At 59.1% G+C, this 20,611-nt stretch carries 11 protein-coding genes; 7 read left to right on the forward strand and 4 right to left on the reverse strand.

Annotated elements, in window-relative coordinates:
* Positions 1-92 precede the first annotated feature (92 nt).
* From Poly24_RS24135 to Poly24_RS24150, 4 genes are read right to left on the reverse strand one after another with little or no spacing between them, the layout of a single operon-like run.
* Complete coding sequence (locus tag Poly24_RS24135) at positions 93-491, reverse strand: hypothetical protein (protein WP_145101709.1); 399 nt, start codon at positions 489-491, stop codon at positions 93-95.
* A gap of 25 nt (positions 492-516) precedes the next feature.
* Positions 517-1,413 (reverse strand): DUF1559 domain-containing protein, encoded by an 897-nt coding sequence (locus tag Poly24_RS24140; protein ID WP_145101711.1) that lies wholly within the window; start codon positions 1,411-1,413, stop codon positions 517-519.
* A 2-nt stretch (positions 1,414-1,415) separates the two neighbouring features.
* The gene (locus Poly24_RS24145; protein ID WP_145101713.1) at positions 1,416-1,715 is read right to left on the reverse strand and encodes a hypothetical protein; all 300 of its coding nucleotides are present in this window, start codon (positions 1,713-1,715) and stop codon (positions 1,416-1,418) included.
* A gap of 18 nt (positions 1,716-1,733) precedes the next feature.
* On the reverse strand, positions 1,734-3,512 hold the full coding sequence (locus Poly24_RS24150) for a TolC family protein (RefSeq protein ID WP_197452138.1): 1,779 nt from the start codon (positions 3,510-3,512) through the stop codon (positions 1,734-1,736).
* A gap of 406 nt (positions 3,513-3,918) precedes the next feature.
* Between Poly24_RS24150 and Poly24_RS24155 the strand changes: the two genes are divergently transcribed.
* From Poly24_RS24155 to Poly24_RS24185, 7 genes are all read left to right on the forward strand, one after another.
* Complete coding sequence (locus tag Poly24_RS24155) at positions 3,919-5,439, forward strand: efflux RND transporter periplasmic adaptor subunit (protein ID WP_145101717.1); 1,521 nt, start codon at positions 3,919-3,921, stop codon at positions 5,437-5,439.
* Between the two features lie 19 nt (positions 5,440-5,458).
* Entirely contained in the window at positions 5,459-8,563 is a 3,105-nt protein-coding gene (locus tag Poly24_RS24160; RefSeq protein ID WP_145101719.1) for an efflux RND transporter permease subunit, read from the forward strand.
* A 76-nt stretch (positions 8,564-8,639) separates the two neighbouring features.
* Entirely contained in the window at positions 8,640-15,131 is a 6,492-nt protein-coding gene (locus Poly24_RS24165; RefSeq protein ID WP_145101721.1) for a type I polyketide synthase, read from the forward strand.
* Positions 15,132-15,215: 84 nt separating this feature from the next.
* Positions 15,216-16,562, forward strand: coding sequence for an aminotransferase class I/II-fold pyridoxal phosphate-dependent enzyme (locus Poly24_RS24170; protein WP_145101723.1), 1,347 nt, complete (start codon positions 15,216-15,218; stop codon positions 16,560-16,562).
* Positions 16,563-16,570: 8 nt separating this feature from the next.
* The gene (locus tag Poly24_RS24175) at positions 16,571-17,563 is read left to right on the forward strand and encodes an MDR family NADPH-dependent oxidoreductase (RefSeq protein WP_145101725.1); all 993 of its coding nucleotides are present in this window, start codon (positions 16,571-16,573) and stop codon (positions 17,561-17,563) included.
* A gap of 31 nt (positions 17,564-17,594) precedes the next feature.
* Entirely contained in the window at positions 17,595-18,767 is a 1,173-nt protein-coding gene (locus tag Poly24_RS24180; protein ID WP_197452139.1) for an MBL fold metallo-hydrolase, read from the forward strand.
* Complete coding sequence (locus tag Poly24_RS24185) at positions 18,764-20,407, forward strand: phytoene desaturase family protein (protein ID WP_145101729.1); 1,644 nt, start codon at positions 18,764-18,766, stop codon at positions 20,405-20,407. The genes Poly24_RS24180 and Poly24_RS24185 overlap by 4 nt, the downstream gene beginning before the upstream one ends.
* The last annotated feature ends 204 nt before the right edge of the window (positions 20,408-20,611 follow it).

Below are 20,611 nucleotides of genomic sequence, written 5' to 3' on the forward strand. Positions count from 1 at the left end.
AACGACCACTTCGATATCACGAAGTGGTCGTGTAGGTTTCGACAGCGTTTCTGAGGTTCCACGATGCGATGAAATCGATCGAGAAACAGTCGCTAACGCTTGCTGGAGATTTCAAAGACGAAGCGATTCGGTTGATCCGCTTTCACTTCGGCTGTTAGTTCGCCGCGGTGTTGATACCGATGTGGTATTTTGGGACCGGTCAGGGGCATTTTCCCTTGTTGTCGCAAAGCTTCGTAATCTTCCAGCTCGGGTTGCACTGGCAACAGAACCACATCGTAAAGTCCCGGTGTTGGGCCCTGTTCGGACGAAACCTGGAACTCGCCATCGGTAACCTCTGTTGCAACCCCCTGACCACCGGAACCCTGAGAACGAAAGACGATACTCGTGGAGGAAAGTGGTTCTCCATCCCAGGTGATCGATCCAGAAATCTCTTGTCTGGACGGTTCCGACGGTCCGCATCCGGCGATTGCGATCGTTAGAACGCAACTCAACAAACAGAAGGTTCCGCAGCTTCGATTAGTGCAGCACGTCATCGACAACCTCCCCGCCTGCTTTCGTTGAAAGCGATTCGTAAGGAACGGCGTCGATCGTCTCGGCGATGAAATGGACGCTTCCATCCATTACCAAGAACTGTGCGCCACCAGGATGTTGGCTGCTGTAGCCTGCTTTGGTCGAATTGGAGAAGTCGTTGATCCGATACGCGGTGGTGCCCATTGCGACGCCTGGGTATCCCACAATCCAACGAAACGCTCCCCAGCGTGGCGTGCCAACGAGTGCGGTGTTCGTGCCCGCGGTACTGGCGCTCCACGTATAGTCTTCATAATTGAAGGTCGTTTCTCCAACGCCAATCGTGTTGCTGGTGCCGTCGGTAATATCGCCGTGCCGGTAGTGCCGGCTCGCATAGCCATAGCCACCCCAGTTCAAGCCGAACATCCCGTCGGCCCCGGCAGACATGTACGACGCGGTCCCTTCGTTCAACAAGTAGCTGCACGGACCGCCAACCTCGGTCGTCCCAGGCATTGGCAGCTCACGACGCATGACCATCGACGGGCATAGGTAAGTGGAGATTTCTTGTTTGGAGATCTCCGCGACTTCCGCATCGGTGTAGTACAGCGAAAAGTCATATTGATCGTACAGGTTGCCCTCTTCGAGGTAGGGCAGGATCGAGGCAAATCCAGAAACAAAATTGCTTTGGATGGAGCCGGCAGGGAAACAGCGGTACGTTGACTCATAGTTATGCAGGGCCAAGCCGATTTGTTTCATGTTGTTGGAACATTGCATCCGCCGGGCAGCTTCGCGAGCCGCCTGGACTGCGGGCAGCAGAAGCCCGACCAGGATGCCGATGATCGCGATCACAACGAGCAATTCAACAAGCGTAAAGCCAGCGCGGCTACGGAGGTCCTTCGAGGACATGTTTAGTTCTCCACGTTCAGAGAGATTGACGGAACTCGCATCTGGAAAACATTTCCAGCGGAGTCGTCGAACGTGGCGGGCTGCCGAAAGAAAGGTGGCTGGCTTCGTTGACGAATTTTTCGGTGATGGCGATATTGAAACTCAGTCTCAACACTCGCCGGGTCTATGATGCGTTCGACGCCAAAGACTGTCAACCAGTAACCAAAATTTTTCTGAAGCCCTGTTTTTTGCCAGCCAAACCAAGCATCTGCCCTGCAACCCTCACTGCCTGCCCCATCGATCACCCCAGGTGCGTTGGTCACCGGTGACGGGTACAGCGTTTACCGATGACTCACTGGCGGCGCCGAACGATCAACCTGTCGCCGCGACTTTGGCACGCCAAGCGACGTCGGCTGGCTCGCCTCAATCGGTTGGTAGGGGCTCTTGGAGAGAGGCGTTTGCGTACCGATCGTGCGTACGATCACCTGGGGCGAGCGGCTGGCGGTGAGCGGCGGTTTGGATTCCTGCGAAGGGATGGATTGCATGGGCGGCGCAGGCTCCGCTTGGATGATTGGCGCGGGAGCGCAGTTGCTGATCGCTTGGTCCGCCGCGCTCCAACCGCCGCCGAGCGTTCGGTAGATCGCGATGATCCCAAGGGCCGCTTCGCCACGAGCCAGGGCCAACAGATCTTGTTGGCGAACGAGGTCTTTGCGCAATTCGTTGACGCGATCGAATTCAACCGTCCCCTCTTCATATTGCAGCGTGGCGATTTCGATCGATTCAGCGGTCGCCGCAACCGCTCGCTCGCGACTCGCGATCTGCTCCCGCGCTTTGACGAATCGAACCATCGCATCCTCCACCTCGCTTCCCGCTTTCAAAACCGCCTGGCGGTATTCGACGATCGTCCGCTCCAACCGCGTCTCCTGAATCTGGACGTTGTTCATCAGACGGCCATAGTTCAACAAGTTCCAGCGAACCCCGGGGATGATCGCTCCGGCATTGGCTGCCGATTCGAACAGGTCGGGAAAATTGAACGATTGCCAATTGATGGTCCCGCGCAGCGAAAACGTTGGAAACAGGTCGGCTGCGGCGACGCCGATCAGCGCACTTTGCGAGGCGATCGCCCGTTCGGCGCTGCGAATGTCGGGACGCCGACGCAGCAGATCGACCGGCATTCCGACCAAGATCGCATCGGGAGTCGTCGGGACGCCGGCCCACCCCATCTGCGCGATCAGATCCCGCGGGGAGAGCCCCAGCAGAACACACAGTCGGTTGTTCGCAACACGTAGACTCCGTTCCAGTTCGGGGATCGCGGCCCGTGTCGCTTCCAGATTGGCCCGCGCCTGCGTCACATCCAGCTTGGAGACCGAACCGTTCTTGAATCGCGATTCGGCCAGCTCCAACGTTTTCTGCTGAGCTTTGATATTGGCGTGTGCGAACACGAGGCGATCTTGGTTGGTGCGGATCTCGATGTAAGCCGCAATCGCGTCGGAGACCAACGACAGCTTCACGTCGCGGCGGTCTTCGATCGTCCCCTGCACCTTGGCTCCTTCGGATTCGATCTGACGCCGCAAACGCCCCCAAACATCCAGTTCCCAGTTGGCGTTAAAGCCAAATTGATAGAGGTCGAACGTATTGCCGAGATCGGCGATTCCGATCTGGTTCCCGTTGTCACTGTTTTGGATCCGCTGGAACTCCGCGAAAAACTCCTGCGATTGCGGCAGAAGATTTCCCACCGCAATGGCCCGCTGCAATCGGGCCTCTTGGATTCGCAGCATCGCGATCCGCAACGGCAGATAGTTGGTCTGGGCGGCCGAGACGATCTTTTCGATCTCCGGATCTCCGAACAACCGCCACCAGTTCTCGTCGTCGACGCCATTTTGCGAACTGATCAGCTTGGGATTGTTGAAATCGATCCAATGCTCCGCAACCGCGGCGGTGGGAGCGACATGATCGGGGCCGACTTTGTGACCGTTGGTTTTCCATTGAGCCAGGTAGCCGCAGCCTCCCAGCGAGAGCAGCCAACTAACCACCCACAATGCCAGACCGACCGCGCGGATCCGCCCACCCAACGGGCAGGCAGCGGCAGCGATCGGGCGGTTGGGGTCGTTCGATAGCATGGGGCGGTCGATTTTGGAGATCGCTAGCAGGCTGCCGGCTGTGGCGTAGGTCCGATTATTCCGGCCCCAACGTTCATGTAGCTTATCTCGGCACACAGGCCTGGCTAAAATTGGCATAAGCCTCACCCACCTTAATGTCGACTCAGCCGCCCCTTCTCGCTGCGCTACCGCATTCCCCGCAGCCCTCGACACCTACCTAAACTGAGTTTTTTTCCATATTTGCTTTCTTTCGGATGCGATTCTGGATGCCAAACCTCGACTGCCTAGCTAAACTTGGCTAGCAAAGTGCAGTGAAAACGTCATTTCCCTGCCAACAATTGCGTTTTCGATCGGTGGGGTCCTTGCCATTCTGCGGCGTCGCATTCCCCTCCGAAATGTTATCTGGAATCCACCGTTATCAAGATCCATGAACGAACAAGAGGCCCCCTATCGAGCGCCGCTTACGACCGCTGGACGGCGTCGCGGGGGAGGAATCCAAGTTGCCTTGGCGACGATGCTGTTGGTCGCCGTGGCGATCGGCGCCGGGCTCGCCGCATCGTCGATGCGGCGTTCCGATCATCCGGCAACCGACCGCAGCCTGGGCGAAAGCTCGCGACCGCACACAGCGGGTGGAAACGCGTCGACGTTGCCGGTCGAAACGATGCAGGTTCAACGCGTGGAGAGCTACGCTCGCGAGCGAACGTTCACCGGAATCATCAAACCGGCGCGCCAGAGCGAGCTGAGTTTTGAACGCCAGGGAGAGGTCGTCGAAGTCTCCGCGGATCTGGGCGATCGGGTCGAAAAGGGGCAGCCTTTGGCGCGGATCGGCGATCGTCGACTGAAAGTCAAACGGCTGGGGCTCGAAGCGCAGCACCGCGAAGCGCTGGCGGTCCTTGCCGAACTGGAAGCCGGGCCGCGCAAGGAATCGATCGCGGCTCAGCGTGCGACAGTTCAAGACCTTGCCGCCCAGGCCGACGCCGCCGACCAGATGGCCAAACGGCGGCAGCGGTTGTTGCTGGCGAGTGCTTCGTCACGCGAAGAAGCCGAGCAGGCGGCCTTTTCATTGACGGCGGTGGAAGCTCGATTGCAATCAGCTCAGAAGGTGCTCGATGAATTGACAGCCGGTACGCGTCAGGAACGGTTGGACGCCCAGAAGGCGATCGTGGCCCAGTTCGACGCGTCGATTCAAGATGTTGATATCGAGATCGAAAAGAGCCAGATAGTCGCCCCTTACGATGCGTTTGTCACCGAGCGGTCGGTCGACGAGGGATCGATCGCCCAACCGGGGTCGACGATCTTCCGGATCATCGAAGACACATCGCTGGAAGTTTGGGTCGGTGTTCCGGCAGCGATCGCCGCATCGATCCAAACGGGCGAAACATTGCCGGTGATCGTTCGCAAGCAATCGTTCGATGCGACGGTCCGATCGCGGATCGCGGACCTGGATCATCAAACGCTCACCCAAACCATCGTCTTGACACTCGACAACGTCTCGCCGCAGCAGATTGTCCCGGGCGAAGTCGCTCGGTTGGCGTTCACTCAAGAGATTCCAGTCGATGGTTTCTGGATCCCGTTGGCCGCGATCTCACGCGGCGGCCAGGGACTGTGGTCGGTTCTCGCGGTCGTCGGCGATGGCGATGAAACGACCACGACGGAGCGACGCGATGTCGAACTGATCGAAACGCAAGGCGAACGGGCGCTGGTCCGCGGGACGCTGGAAACCGGCGACTGGATCGTCTCCAGCGGAACGCATCGGCTGACGACCAAGCAAGCGATCCGCGTTCCCGAACCGACTGATGACGTCGACGAATCGGCCCCCCTCCCCGCGACCGAACCCGCGTCGCAGGATGGGATGTCGCCCGCCGAAAAACCTCCCGAACCATTGGACCTCGTCCCCACGCCACGCTCGGATCGTCCGATCGCTTCGCTCGCCCCGACCGCCAGCTAAACGCCAACCTCGATAATCCATGCTCTCCAACCTCTTCTACCGGAATCGACGACTGCTGTGTCTGGCGGTGGGGCTGATCTTTGTCGCCGGGCTCTCGTCGTACAGCGTCCTGCCGCGGGCCGAGGATCCCGAACTGACGCCACGCTTTGCGATCGTGAACACCGTCGTGCCAGGCTTCAACGCGACCCGTGTCGAAGCGTTGGTGACCGAACGCGTCGAACAAGCGATCCGCGAGATCGATGAGGTCAAAGAGATCACGTCGTCCAGCCGCGCCGGGGTGTCGACGATCGGAATCGAACTCAACGCCAACGTCTACGCTGTCGATGAGGTTTGGTCGCGGGTCCGCGACAAGATCGACGCGGTGGCCCACGAATTGCCCGCCGGAACGCTCGACCCCGTCTTCGAAAAGGTCAAGATCAAGGCGAACGCGATGCTCGTTGGGATCACTTGGCAACGCGACGGAGATCCGAATTATTCGCTGTTGCGCAGACTGGCCAAACAACTGAAGGAACAACTCGAACGCATCGCCGGAACCGAGTCGGTCGATCTGTATGGAGCTCCCGATGAAGAGTTCTTGGTGACGGTTAAACCGGAAGAGTTGGCGGCGTTGAAGTTGACGGCCAGCGATATCGCCGACCAATTGGCCCGCAGCGACGCCAAGGTTTCGGCTGGCCAGTTGCGCGGCGCCAGCAGCGATCTATTGATGGGGATCGACAACGAACTCGATTCCGAACGTCGAATCGCCGGGATGCCGATCCGGACCTCCGACGACGGACCGGTCGTGCAATTGGGCGATGTCGCGGAGATCCAACGCGATGTCGTCCGTCCGCTGACAAACGTGGCCGTGATCGACCGCTTGGATGCGGTGGTGCTGGGGATTCGCGTTCGTTCCGAGTATCAGATCGGTCCCTGGAATCGCGATGTCACCGGGCGATTGGCTGAATTTGAATCCTCCCTTCCGCCAGGGATCGGCATCGACAAACTGTTCGACCAGAACGACTACGTCGACAAACGCTTGGCAGGTCTTGGCCAGAATCTGTTGTTGGGTTGTCTGGCCGTCTTTCTGATCACCTTTTTGATGATGGGCTTGCGGAACGCGTTGGTCGTCTCCTTTTCGCTCCCGCTGTCGTCGATGATGGTCCTGGCTGGGATGCGTCTTTTGGAGATTCCGATCCACCAGATTTCGGTCACCGGATTGATCATCTCGCTTGGCCTGTTGATCGACAATGCGATCGTTGTAGTCGACGAAACCAGTCATCGGATTCGCGAGGGTTCCGCTCCAGCCGATGCCGTCGCCGCCGCAGTCAAACATCTGTTGGTGCCGTTGTTTGGTTCGACGCTGACGACCGCGCTGTCGTTTGCCCCGATCGCCATCATGCGCGGCCCCGATGGCGAGTTTGTGGGAGCGATTGGTGTCAGCGTGATCCTCGCGATCGCCAGTTCCTTCCTGTTGGCGGTGACGATCATTCCCGCGCTGGCAGCGATGGGAAGAGTTCGGCCAGACAGGTCGCATTGGTTCGCATGGTTCGATCGCGGGCTGGCGATCAAACCTTTGGCCGCTGCCTATCGCTCGCTGCTTCAGATGTCGCTTGCCGTGCCAGCGCTAGGGATCGCGTTGGGCTTGGTCGCTCCGATTCTGGGATTTTTGATGGTCGGAAGCTTGCCGATCCAATTTTTCCCGCCGGCCGATCGCGATCAGGTCTACATCGATCTGGAATTGAACGCCCATGCTTCGATCCACAACACACGCGACACAGCGCGTCGTTTGACCGAGACGCTGACCGCGCATCCGGCGGTCGACGCAGTCCATTGGTTCTTGGGCGAATCGGCTCCCACGTTCTACTACAACGTCGTTCGCAGCCGACGGAACCTGCCTTCGTATGGACAAGCGATCGTCAAGCTTCGCACGGACGTTGCCACTCCCGAGATCATCCACGACTTGCAAGCGTTGGTCGACAATCGCTGCCCATTTGCTCGCGTCTTGGTCCGCCAGTTGGAACAGGGGGCCGGCTTCGATGCGCCGGTCGAGGTCCGCGTCCTTGGCCCCGATCTCGATCAACTGCGTCGCTTGGGAACCGAGTTCCGCGACCTGCTGGTCTCGACGCCGGGCGTGATCCACAGCCGTGTGCAGTTGGACGAAGCGGTTCCCAAAGTCGCGTTTTCGATCGACGAAGCCGAAGCTCGAATCGCGGGGCTCAGCCACGAAGCGATTGCCAACCAATTGCAGACCACGCTCGAAGGGAGCACCGGAGGGGCGGTCGTCGAAACGACCGAGCAGTTGCCGGTCCGCGTCCGCGCGGGGAATCAACGCCGTTCCAGTATGTCCGAGATCGCGTCGATCAATCTGCTGGCTTCCCAACCGGGCCGCAGCGGATCGTCGATTCCGATCTCCGCGATCGCCACGATCGGACTGGAAGCCGACAGCGCCGAGATCCCGCGACTCGATGGCCAACGCATGAACGAGATTCAAGGCTTCATCCCCGCGGGCATGTTGCCTTCGACAGTCATCGACGATTTCAAACGCAGGATCGCAAGAGCCAACATCCAATTGCCCACGGGGTACAGCATTTCGTTTGGAGGCGAAGAGCAGACCCGCAACACCGCCGTCGACAACCTGATGGCCAGCGTCGTGGTGATCGTCGTGCTGATGGTCGCGGCGATGGTGCTGACCTTCGGATCGTTTCGGTTGGCAGCGTTGATCTTCGTTGTCGCCGGTCTCTCGTTTGGCATCAGCCATCTTGCCGTCTGGATTTCCGGATATCCCTTTGGGTTCATGGCGATCGTCGGATCGATGGGGTTGGTCGGCGTTGCGATCAACGATTCGATCGTCGTACTGGCAGCGATCCGTCAGGATCCCGCGGCACGAACTGGCGACCACGACGCGTTGGTCGATGTCGTGATGCGATCGACGCGGCACGTCACGGCAACCACTCTGACCACCATCGCTGGTTTCACGCCTCTGTTTTTAGCTGGTGGCGGTTTCTGGCCGCCGTTGGCGATCACGATCGCTGGCGGTGTCGGCGGTGCGACCCTGATCGCATTGTTTTTTGTCCCCGCAGTTTATGTCTTGATCGCAGCGGCTCAAGAGCAGCCGGAGATCAGCCCGTCCATTCAAGCAACATGAGCTGCCGGCTGGTGTTGCAGTGTGCAGGTTCGCGTACCGGCAAACCAGCAGGTGATTCACTCGAGAGGAACTTCCAATGACCGATCAACCGCTTGCAGTCGTAGGGATGGCCTGCCGATTTCCGAAGGGACTCGATAGTATCACGCAACTCTGGGAAGCCCTGAAAACGAGGTTCAACGCAATCGATACGATCCCGGCGGACCGTTGGGATGTCGATCGATATTATTCGTCCAATCCGGTCTCCAAAGGGAAGGCGTACATTCGGCGTGGCGGCTTTCTCCATCAAGATCCAACGACCTTTGACGCTTCGTTTTTTGGGATCTCGCCACGCGAAGCGGAGAACATGGACCCGCAGCAACGCCTGATGTTGGAGGTTGTTTGGGAAGCGTTTGAAAATGCGGGGATCCCGCTGCCCGATCAAGCGGGCAAATCGTTCGGTGTCTACGTCGGCGGTTTCATGTTGGACCACATGATCACGCAGATGTCGTCGCGGAATCGTTCGCAGATCAACCAGCACAGTGCTGCGGGGATGATGATGACGATGCTCTCCAACCGCATCTCCCACACCTACGATCTCCGCGGCCCCAGCTTGTCCATCGACACCGCCTGCTCGTCGTCATTGGTCGCGTTCCACTATGCCTGCCAAGATCTCTGGCGTGGGACGGCGCAGATGGCGATCGTCGGGGGCGTGAATGTGATGATGCGTCCCGAATATCCGATGGGGATGTGCAAGGGACACTTCTTGTCGCGCGATGGCGAATCGAAATCGTTCGACGCTCGCGGTGATGGCTACGGACGCGGCGAAGGAGCGGGCGTTGTGCTGCTGAAGCCGTTGGAACACGCGCTCCGCGATGGAGACGAAATCCTCTCAACAGTGATCGGATCGGGAACCAATCAAGACGGCTGCACGGCGGGGATCTCGATGCCCAGCGGCGATGCCCAACGCGCGTTGATCCAGTCGGTTTGCGAGCGTTACCAGATCCATCCGCTGCAGATTAAATATGTCGAATGCCACGGCACGGGAACCGCGATCGGCGATCCTACCGAATGCCAAGCGATCGGCGAAATCTATGGCCAAGGCCGCCATGGCGAAGACCGCGTCGTGATCGGTTCGATCAAAAGCAACACCGGACACATGGAAGCGTGCGCGGGGATCGCCGGCGTGATCAAAGGCGTGCTGACGACGATCTATCGCCAAGCCGCTCCGCTAGCCAATTTACAAACGCCCAACGAAGCGATCGAGTTCGAAAAACTGGGGCTCCGTCTAGCGGACGATCTGATTCCATTGGGCCGCGGCGACGAACCAATCTGCGTCGCTGTCAATTCGTTTGGCTACGGCGGTTCCAACGCGCACGTGATCTTGCAATCGGCACCGGCTCACCACGCCCAGCCAAATTTTGCAAAACACCATTGCAATGGAAAGTCGCACGCAAACGGGCATCCGCAGGGCAACGGATCGGCCCATTGCAACGGCAATGGGAATGGAAAGCCGCTCGATGGGGTCGCTTTGCTTTCGGGAAATGCGAGTCTCAATCCACATGAACTGCCGCTGATGTTGCCGGTCAGCGCGCGTAGCACAGAAGCCCTAAGAGCTAACGCAGGGAACCTCGAATCCTGTTTGGCAAATGAGGGAGAATTGCACGATGTGTTGTATACCGCCGCTCGGCGCCGGGCGCATCTTGCCCAGCGGGCCGTTGTGATCGGCAGCGATCGCAGCGAATTGCGGCAAGGACTTCGCTCGCTCGCCGAAGGGCAGGACTCACCGCATGTCGTCGTCGATTCGCAGCCCTTCCAAGGACGCCGCGAGTGTGTCTTTGTCTTTACAGGGATGGGGCCGCAGTGGTGGGGCATGGGGCAGGAACTCTATCGCAAATCGGACATCTACCGGCAAGCGGTCGCGCAAGCCGACATGCTCTTCCAAGAGATCGCGGGCTTTTCGATCCTGACCGAAATGCTCAAGGGCGAATCGAGTTCGCGGATCTCGCGAACCCAATACGCTCAACCCGCGAACCTGTTGATCCAAATCGGTCTGTTGGAAATGTTGGAAGACGCTGGCGTCACGCCCGCCGCCAGTGTTGGCCATTCGGTTGGTGAACTCGGTTCGGCCTATGCCGCGGGCGTGCTGAGTCTCGAAGATGTCTTGACTGTCAGTTACCATCGCAGCCAATTGCAAGCGACGACAGCCGGAACCGGTTCGATGCTGGCGGTCGGGATTGGCAAACAGGAAGCGTTGCAGCGAATCGCGGGAATGGGCGATCTCGTTTCACTGGCAGCTGTTAATGGAACCAACACCGTGACGTTGGCGGGGGACACCGACACGCTGACCGAACTGTCGCGCCAATTCACGGCGGCCGAGATCTTCAACAAAATATTGACCGTCGAAGTTCCCTATCATAGCCCGTTGATGAATCCATTGATGGCAGCCTTGGAACGCCGGTTGTCCGGTTTGCAGACAAGCGCTGCCAAGATCCCGCTCTATTCGACAGTCACCGGTCGCTTGGTGACCGAGGCTTCGTTCGACGCGTCGTATTGGCCGCTGAACATCCGCCAGCCCGTTGAATTTGCCGATGCGGTCGATTCGATTCTGGACGACGGATACAACACGTTTTTAGAAGTCGGTCCGCACCCCGTGCTGTCGTCGGCGCTCCGCGATTGCATCCACGCCGCGGGGAAGGAATGCCGGTTGGTGCACACGCTGCATCGCAAGCAGCCCGAAATCCAAACCGTTCACCGCGCCATCGCCGGAGTTTTTACGGCCGGATGCGAATACGAATGGTCCCGCCTGTATCGCACCGGAAAACTGGTTTCGTTGCCCAATTACGCCTGGCAGCGCGAGCGATTGTGGTTGGAAAACGACCGCGCCGCGCAGGACCGCATCAACCCGATCACCCATCCCATTTTGGGAACCCAGGAAGCGCTCTCGGCTCCCGTTTGGCGGAACGACTTCGACCACGAAGCCGTTGCCTACTTGAGAGATCACATCGTCGCCGGCATCCCCGTGCTGCCGGCGGCGGCCTACATCGAATCGCTGCTGGAACTGGCGGCGATCCAGTTCCCCGACGGGGCGAAGTTGGCAATTCGCAATTTGCGGATCGCGGCGCCGATGATCATCGCTCCCGACCGTGGACTCGATTTCACGACCACTTACGACGCGTCCCGGCAATCCGCCCAGATCCGCAGCTTGGAAAATGGACGTCTCGGCACGGGGCAGGTCCATGTCACCGCGTCGATCGCTCCGCTTCCCGCTTCCGAAATGAAGGCGATCGATCTGCCGGACCTGCTTACAAAATTCGACAAGCCGGCGGATGTCGATTCCTTTTACAGGGAACTGCGGCAAGTCGGATTGATGTACGGGCCCTATTTCCAAGCGGTCAAAGAACTTCGCATCGGTCGAACCGATCGTCAGGTGCTGGCGCGAATCGAAATCGACGACACGCTTCGCGAACATCCCGCCCCATACAAAATGCACCCGACGCTATTGGATGGTTGCTTCCAAACGTTGATGTCGCTGTTGGTCCATTCGGATACAACCTATCTACCGACACAGATCGGTGAACTCTGCCTGTATGTCGATTCGCTGCCCGACACGGTTTGGTGCCTCGGCAAAATGACAGCCCAAACCGATCGGCAGATCACTTGCGACCTGACCCTTTGCGACGACCAGGGTCAGGTTGTCGGTGTGGTCCGTTCGCTGGTGGCGACCGCCGCCAATCGGCCGCAACGGACCGACCAGTTCGGCGACGTCGTCAAGCGACAGATCCTCGATTACCAATGGCGAATCGCCGATACGCTCGACGAACCGCGCCGACTGGGGCATTGGTTGGTGGTGGGAGCTTCCAACGATGTGGCTCAACAGGTTTCGATGCAGATCGAAAACTATGGCGCGATGATTTCGGGAAGAGTCGAGTTTGGCGATGCCTTTGTCGACGACGGCGGCCTGTTTTGCATCCGTCCCGATTCGATCGACGACGCGCGACAGGTATTGAACCGCTGTGGCGAATTGGATGGCGTCGTCTTCTTCAACAGCCTCGACGTGATGGTTGCCGATCAGGATCCGACGGGCGAACAATCGATCGCAGCCCTCGTCACGATGACCCAAGCGATGTTGGAGATCGATCCCACGAAACGACCACGAGCCTATGTTGTCACTCAGTCGGCGTTTGCTGTCGATGAAGAGGATGGCCCAGTCGATCCGCGTCAGACGGCCGTCAACGGTTTTGTTCGCGTCGCCGCCAACGAACTCGAAGGCTTCCATTTCACGTCGATCGATCTACCGGCGTCGACTGATCACGCGACCTGCGACGCCGTCGCATTGGAACTGTTGTGCGACGCGGCGGAGGATGAAGTTGCGATTCGGCACCTCGCCCGTTGGACCAGCGAGTTGCTGGAATCGCCTTGCCTGGACGACGATCGAATCGAATACCGAATCCCCGACGATCAACATCCAATTCAGATCCGACCGTTGCGGCCCGGTGCCGAACAGGTCGGAACGGTCCGAATTCTGGCCGCTCCCCAACCGGCGATCGGTCCCCACGACGTGCGGGTTCGCGTGGAAAAGTCGTTGCTGCCACTGAATTTGGTTTTGGATCAATCGGCGGATCATATCGAACAACCGCTGATCGAAATCGTCGGAACGATTCTCGAAGCTGGCGACGAAGTCGACGATTTGCGTGCCGGCATGCAGGTCTGCGGGTTTGCTCCCGCCGATCTCGCCAGCCAGCTATCCGGTCGCCGCGCTCGCTTTCATCTGGTCAAAATTCCATCGACGGACCATGCATCCCAGTTAGTTGCTAACGTTGGGATCCTCGCTCGAGCACGTTGTGCTCTGCATGGGATCGATCTCGAATCGGGCGACGCGGCGCTAGTCGATACGAGTCCGATGTCGCTGGCCGTTGCCGAATTGCTCGCCGCACGCGGCGTGCGCGTCTCGGTAGTGACACAGGATGTGGCGTCGGCCATGCAAAATCTGCCGTCGAATTACAACATCGTTCCCGCTTGTCCGGAGAGCCTTCATGACGCGGTGCAGCAGGAAACGGGAGGGCGTGGTTTTGCGGTGCTGGTCGCGGGAATGCAGGCTTGGCTGACATCGTTCGATCTGCGTGTGATCGTCGATGGTGGCGCGGTGATCGATACCGACGACATACCTCAAGCGTTCTCCTTGCCGCCGACGATCGCTGCGATTGCCAGGACCGATCTGGCTGTCTTGGCAACCAAACCGTTGCGGCTCCGCGCCGCGCTGGAGCATGTTGTCGGCGAGCTGCTGAAAAACGAATCGCCCGAGTGTTCGGCGCTAGAAGTTTCGGTGGCCGATGTTGCGTGGCAGGTTTTGCCGCTGCGTGAAACCAAAACACAAGTCGTGATCTCCTACGACACCCGCGGCCAAGATCTGCCGATTGTGCAACGCGACGATCTGCGTTTGCGGACCGACGCAACCTATCTGATCACTGGCGGATTTGGGGGCTTCGGCCGCAAGACCGCTCGTTGGTTGATCGAACAAGGCGCCCGGCATCTCGTGTTAACCGGACGCGCCGGCGCTGACGATGACGACAAAAAAGTGTTCGTCCAGGAACTCGAAAGCCTCGGCGCAACGGTTCATGCCGTGGCGTGCGATACGTCCGATTTCGGCCAGGTTCAGTCGCTGTTGGACGCGATCCAAAACCAGATGCCTCCGTTGAAGGGAGTCTTCCATTCGGCGGCGGTGATCATGGATCAAGCGATTGCCGACATCGAGCTTTCCAACCTGCAAAACGTGCTGCGCAGCAAGGCCCTGGGCGCATGGAATCTGCACCTCGCTACCGAGGATCTCGACCTCGATCACTTTGTGCTCTATTCCTCGCTGGCCAATCAAGTCGGCAACAGCCGGCAAGCGTCCTACTGTGCGGCCAATGGTTTCCTGAACGGTTTGGCTCACCATCGCAGGGCGATCGGACTGCCGGCGACAAGCGTCTGCTGGGGAGCGATCTCGGATGTCGGCGTCGTCGCTCGAGATGAAAAACTGGAGCAGTTCCTGAGGTATGTCGGTCTGCGTGGGCTGCCATCGGCAGAAGCGTTGGGCTTGCTGCGGCAGGGGCTCGCCCGCGATGTGACGCAGTTCGGCATGGTCCTGATCACCTCCTGGGCCGATTGGGCGCGGTTCGAAACCTTGGGGGGCAAGTCGCCTCGCTTTGCCGCGTTGATCGAAGCCGATTCGGCACCGCAAGACAACGCCTTGCGCGATCAATTGATCGAAGAACTCTCGGGGCTCAACGACGCCGACCAGATCGATCTGGTTGCCGGACTGATTCGCGAGATCGTTGGCGTCGTCCTCAAGTCGGATCCCGAAGCGATCGCCGTGGATCGGCCGGTCAGCGAATTGGGAGTCGATTCGTTGATGGCGACCGAGATCCAACAAATGTTCGATAGCCAGCTGGGACTAAAAGTTTCGGTCCTCGAATTAGTCGGTGAAGCCACGATCCGATCGCTGGCGGTCGGATCACTCGCTTCCCTTGGAACGGCAACCTCGCTGCCCAGCAAGTCGGCCAGCCGACCGGCAGCGTCGTTGGATCCCACAGCGGCCGCCCCTGTGTAAACCAGCGTTTAAAAATTGCAGTGCCCGTTTCCACCGCGACACCAGACAACCACATGACGATGCAGCAACGAGAGTCCAAACAACATGAGCGTTAAATCGAGCCTCGAGCGATTGAAGATGCAGATCCGGCGGGAGAGTTCCGATTCGGAAGAGGATAACGCCGCGAAGAAACCGCCCCAATCGCGCGGCGAAGTCAAAGCTTCGCCAGCCTTCTATCAATTCGACAAGTTTCCCGAATACAAAGAATTCACCACGATGGAGTGGTACCTGGATAAGGAGAAATATCCACGCACCCAGTTCCTCAAGCGGCTTTCGGTTTCCGATGCGACAGTGAATCTCGAAGGTCGCGAGATGATCAACTATTCGACCTACAACTATCTTGGGCTGGCCGGGGATGCCCGTGTCAAAGAGGCGGCCAAACGAGCGGTCGACACGTTTGGAACCAGCACCGGTTCGGGGCGTTCGATCACCGGCGAGATCGAATTGCACCGGGCATTCGAAAATGAGATCTGCGAGGTTCTGGGAACCGAAGATGCCGTGCTGTCGGTCGGCGGATACAGCACCAACACGTTTGCCATCGGTTATCTGTGTCGCAACAAAGACTTAATCCTCTACGACGAACTGATCCACAATTCGGCGCTGGCCGGATGCAAGATGACCGCGGCGCGACGAATCGGTTTCCCACACAACGACTACGAAGCGTTGGAGGCTCTGCTAGCCGAGAACCGCGGTAAATTTGAACGCGTGTTGATCCTGGTCGAAGGGGTCTACAGCATGGATGGCGACATCCCCGACCTGCCTCGGTTGATCGATATCAAACGAAGGTACAAGGCGTTGTTGATGGTCGACGAAGCGCATTCCTTTGGAATCATCGGCCCCAACGGTTTGGGCGTCACCGATTACTTCGACTTCGATCCGCACGACGTCGACATCTATTTCGGTTCGCTGAGCAAATCGTTTGGAACGTGCGGAGGCTACATCGCAGGCCCCAAGCCGCTGATCGCGATGCTCAAATATTTTGCTCCCGGCGTGTTGTTATACGGCGCCGCGCCGACACCCGCCAACACCGCTGCGGGGCTGGAAGCGCTGCGGATCATGCGGGCCGAACCCCAGCGGGCGCGGCGGCTTGTCGACAACGCCCGCTACTTTGTCCAGCGTGCCAAAGCGGCGGGGCTAGACACCTACAACAGCCACGATTCGGCAGTCGTTCCGCTGATGTGCCGCGATTCTGAACTGGCGTTATGGCTTTCAATGGCGTTGTTTGGACAAGGGATCTGCGCCTACCCGATGCTGCATCCGATCGTCCCACGCGACAAATCGCGCCTGCGATTTTTCATCAACACCTTCCATACGCACCAGCAACTCGATTACACGATCCAGTGCATCGTCGACAACCTGCGCGTCGCGCCGAAATCGAAGGGGGTGTTTTAGTGTCTGGCATGAAACAGATTCGATTTGAAAAGTTTGGCCCGCCAAGCCAAGTCGCCAAATGCGTGACCGTCGCTGCAGTGGGCGAACCGTCGGCGTGGGAGGTGGTTGTCGACATCGAAGCGTTCCCGATCAACCCAGCCGATCTGGCGACATTGGCGGGCCGCTACGGCTCGCTCCCCAAATTGCCCGCCGCGATCGGGATGGAAGCTGTCGGACGGGTGGCGCGGTGCGGCGAAGCGGTCAAAGATTTGCAAGTCGGCGACCGTGTGATGGTGACCGCCAACAACAACTGGGCTCAACAGCGAAAAGTTCCCGCCGCGGCCGTGCACAAATTGCCTGCCGAAGGGGACCTGCATCAGTTTGCGTTGATGAAAGTGAATCCGGCGACGGCGCTACTGTTGTTGGAACACGATGGTCAATTGAAGCCCAAGGACTGGTTGATTCAGAACGCGCCATTATCGAGCGTCGGTCGCTGCATCATTCAGATCGCGCGGGTTCAAGGTCTGCGGACGATCAATGTCGTGCGACGCCCCGAATCGATCGACCACGTCAAACGTTTCGGTGGCGATGTCGCGGTTGTCGACGGGCCCCAGTTGGAACAACGCGTCCGCGAAGCGATCAAGAACCAACCTTTGCGATTGGGGCTCGATGCCGTCGCCGGTGCGAGCACCAGTCGCTTGGCCGCGTGCCTTAGCGAAGGGGGAACGATCGTCAACTATGGGATGCTGTCGGGGGAGGAGTGTTGCATCGGTGGCGACCAGTTGATCTTTCGCGGCATCCGCTTGGAGGGCTTCTGGCTGTCCAAGCGTTTGAATCGCATGACCTTGCCACAACGAACGGCACTCTATGACGCGATCAGCGAGATGATCGCACGGAAAACGTTGCACTTCGAAGTCGATTCGTCCTTCGCGATGGATGAGATCGCCGCCGCGCTGGCTCGCGCCGAAGAACCGGGGCGCAGTGGCAAAGTGATAGTTTCTGTTGCCGGACAATCCGCCTGAATTCGATTTCCCTATGCAAAGAACTCAGCGAATGCCGACATCGAACGAAGCTGTCAAATTGCAGCATGATGCCGGCGCTGCGCCCACGGCGGCGGAAGCTGTCCGGGCGATCGACGGCATCGCTCCCACAACGGGAACTGCGCGGCAGGTCGCCGACGGCGTGTGGTGGATCCGTCTGCCCGTTGCCGCCGGGCCGGGGCATGTCAATGTCTATGCGTTGCAAGATCGCGATGGCATCGTGTTGGTCGACACCGGAACCAACGCGCCGCAAACGCTGCAAGCTTTGACGGAGGCTCTTTGCATCTTAGAACCAAATCACGGCACGATTCGCCGCGTTGTGGTGACACACCACCATCCCGATCACATCGGGCTGGCGGGGTGGTTCGCCGAGCGCGGAGCCGAGATCGTGGCGACGCGAGGGACCCTCGCCGTGGCGCATCGCATGTTGCACGACAAGACGCTGTCGCGGACGCCCGAAGAGATCGATTTTGCAGTCCTCGCTGGTATGAAGGATCTGGAATTGGCTGCCTTCATCCGCCGCCCCAAGCGACGCTACGCCGATGGCGTTGCCATGCTGCCCAACGCGACCAGCGTCATTGCCGACGGGGAAACATTGCAGATTGGAAAGCGTTGCTGGACAGCCATCGTTGGCAACGGGCACGCGGTCGATCATCTGACGCTCTGCTCCAACGACGGGCTAGCGATCACCGGCGATCAAATCTTGCCCGGCATGTCGACGAACCTAAACGTTCCGGCAGACCAACCCGACTTGGATCCGATTTCCGCTTGGCGAGACACCTGTCGCCGTATCGGCGAACACATCGACGAGCGATCGGTCTGCCTGCCCGGACACCATACTCCGTTCACGGGAATCGCGATTCGATCTCGGCAGATGGCTGCCAGCCAAGAGGCAGTCGTGTCTCGGTTGCTGGAACATCTGCAGCGGCCTCGGACGGCGATCGATTGCCTGGCGGCGATCTATCGACGGACGTTAAGCCTTGCAGAACGAGCGTTTCTGTTTCCCGAAGCGGTCGGCTACATGAACCATTTGGCCAACCGTGGCGAGATCGTTGGCCTGCGGCGCGGCAAAACGATGGTCTGGCAAAAACAGCGTCGCCCACGCGGCGATACGATCCGGCGCGAGGCCTCACCGGCAATCTCGCGTCCGTACAACTTCTCTTCCGAGGTCGATGAATCCCGATGAAAAACGAACAGACAGATCGATACGATGCCATCATCATCGGTTCGGGCTTGGGAGGACTGGCGACCGCCAGCCTGTTGTCGCAGATGGCTGGCAAACGCGTGCTGGTGTTGGAACGCCACTCGAAGCTGGGTGGCTTCACGCATTGCTTCCGCCGCAAGCATCACGAATGGGATACCGGAGTCCACTACGTCGGCGAGATGCAATATGGATCGCAAACCCGCCAGGTGATGGACTTTGTCACCGGCGGCGGGATTCAATGGAACTCGCTGGGCGATCCCTTCGAACACTTCGTCTTTCCTCAAGAGACGTTTGATCTACCGGACAACCAGCCCGACATCCTCGCGGCGCTCGTGAAACGTTTCCCCGACGAACAAGATGCGTTGGAACAATACTTCCGCGACATTCAAAAGATGCGCGACTGGATGGTCCGCTGGTATGTCGGCAAGACGCTGCCCGATTGGATGGCGTCGCTGTTGACGATGTTTCGACGCCGGATGGCGACGATGAACACGGGAGAATATCTAGCCAAGCAATTTGGGGATCCGTTTCTCCGCGCGGTGATTGCCGCTCAGTGGCCCGATTTTGGGACGCCGCCGTCGGACAGCAGTTTCGCCTTTCATGGGATCGTCAGCGGCGACTTCCTCAACGGCGGCTACTTCCCCGCCGGCGGTGGAACGGTGCTGGCGGAGCATACGAAAGAGGTGATCGAAGCCCATGGCGGAGCCTGTTTGGTCAATCGGTCGGTGAAAAACATCCTGATCGAAAATGGGAAAGCGACAGGTGTTGTGGCGATCCGTAAAGAGAAGGAAGTGACCTACCGAGCACCGATCGTGATCTCAAACGCTGGTGGCGTGATCACGTTTGGAAAACTGTGTCCCGAAGGGCATGGCCAACGCGAACGAAATCGCATCGCACGGATGACACCGGGGCCTTCGGTCAACGTCTTGTATTTGGGGCTGAAAGAGGATCCGCGGAAGCATGGCTTCGACGCGGGCAATTATTGGCTGTACGCGCGGACCGACCACAACTTGGAAGCCGATCCCAACAACCCGGAGCAGGTCGATGGGTGTTACTTCGGCTTCGGTTCGCTGCGCAATCCGGGCCAGGAACCTCACACCGCGCAGATCATCAGCTTCAGCGAGGACCGACACTGGGCGCGGTGGGACAACACCAAGTGGAAGCGTCGCGGCGAGGACTACGAACAAAAGAAAGCCGCGACGGCCGAGGCGTTACTGGATCATGTGGAGTTGTTTTTCCCCGGCTTTCGCGACCTGATCGACTACCAAGAACTCTCCACGCCGCTCACCGTCAAGACCTTCACCGACCATTGGCACGGCACGATCTACGGCAGCGTGTGCAACCAGCATCGACTCTATCGCGACCGCTGGCCAGTGAAGACATCGGTCAAGAATCTGTATCTGACCGGCAGCGATGTCGGAATCCCCGGAGTCAACGGCGCGCTGATGTCGGGCGTGATGACAGCCGGAACATTACTGGCCCCGCTGGGACTTGGCGTCGCGCGGATCATGATGCGAGCCGAACGGGAACACAAGCGACGGGCAAAGCAGACGGCCGACACAGCCGCGTCGCCGTCAATTGTTGACACAGCTCTCGATCGCAAAGAAGAGGTCGGCGTCTAAAGGATGTGTTGCTTGGGCATGCCCCGGGGACTGCCCACACCTCGGTTCAATGCAGCTTTTCCGATGCGAACATCGACGCGTTTGCGGTCCTGAAGAGGACTCCAACGGCAAGCTTTATCGAACCGAGGTGAGTTCAGCGACCGTCACTTCAACACCCGGCCACGCCGAGGTGAATGGTTGCGAGGATCGGTCGAATCCGACATT

It is taken from the genome of Rosistilla carotiformis, assembly GCF_007753095.1.
GTDB lineage: Bacteria > Planctomycetota > Planctomycetia > Pirellulales > Pirellulaceae > Rosistilla > Rosistilla carotiformis.

Coding starts and splice junctions, on each gene's coding strand:
- Poly24_RS24155 (WP_145101717.1), top strand. CDS start 3,919: ATGAACGAACAAGAGGCCCCCTATCGAGCGCCGCTTACGACCGCTGGA.
- Poly24_RS24180 (WP_197452139.1), top strand. CDS start 17,595: ATGCCGACATCGAACGAAGCTGTCAAATTGCAGCATGATGCCGGCGCT.
- Poly24_RS24185 (WP_145101729.1), top strand. CDS start 18,764: ATGAAAAACGAACAGACAGATCGATACGATGCCATCATCATCGGTTCG.
- Poly24_RS24165 (WP_145101721.1), top strand. CDS start 8,640: ATGACCGATCAACCGCTTGCAGTCGTAGGGATGGCCTGCCGATTTCCG.
- Poly24_RS24150 (WP_197452138.1), bottom strand. CDS start 3,512: ATGCTATCGAACGACCCCAACCGCCCGATCGCTGCCGCTGCCTGCCCG.
- Poly24_RS24140 (WP_145101711.1), bottom strand. CDS start 1,413: ATGTCCTCGAAGGACCTCCGTAGCCGCGCTGGCTTTACGCTTGTTGAA.
- Poly24_RS24175 (WP_145101725.1), top strand. CDS start 16,571: ATGAAACAGATTCGATTTGAAAAGTTTGGCCCGCCAAGCCAAGTCGCC.
- Poly24_RS24160 (WP_145101719.1), top strand. CDS start 5,459: ATGCTCTCCAACCTCTTCTACCGGAATCGACGACTGCTGTGTCTGGCG.
- Poly24_RS24170 (WP_145101723.1), top strand. CDS start 15,216: ATGAGCGTTAAATCGAGCCTCGAGCGATTGAAGATGCAGATCCGGCGG.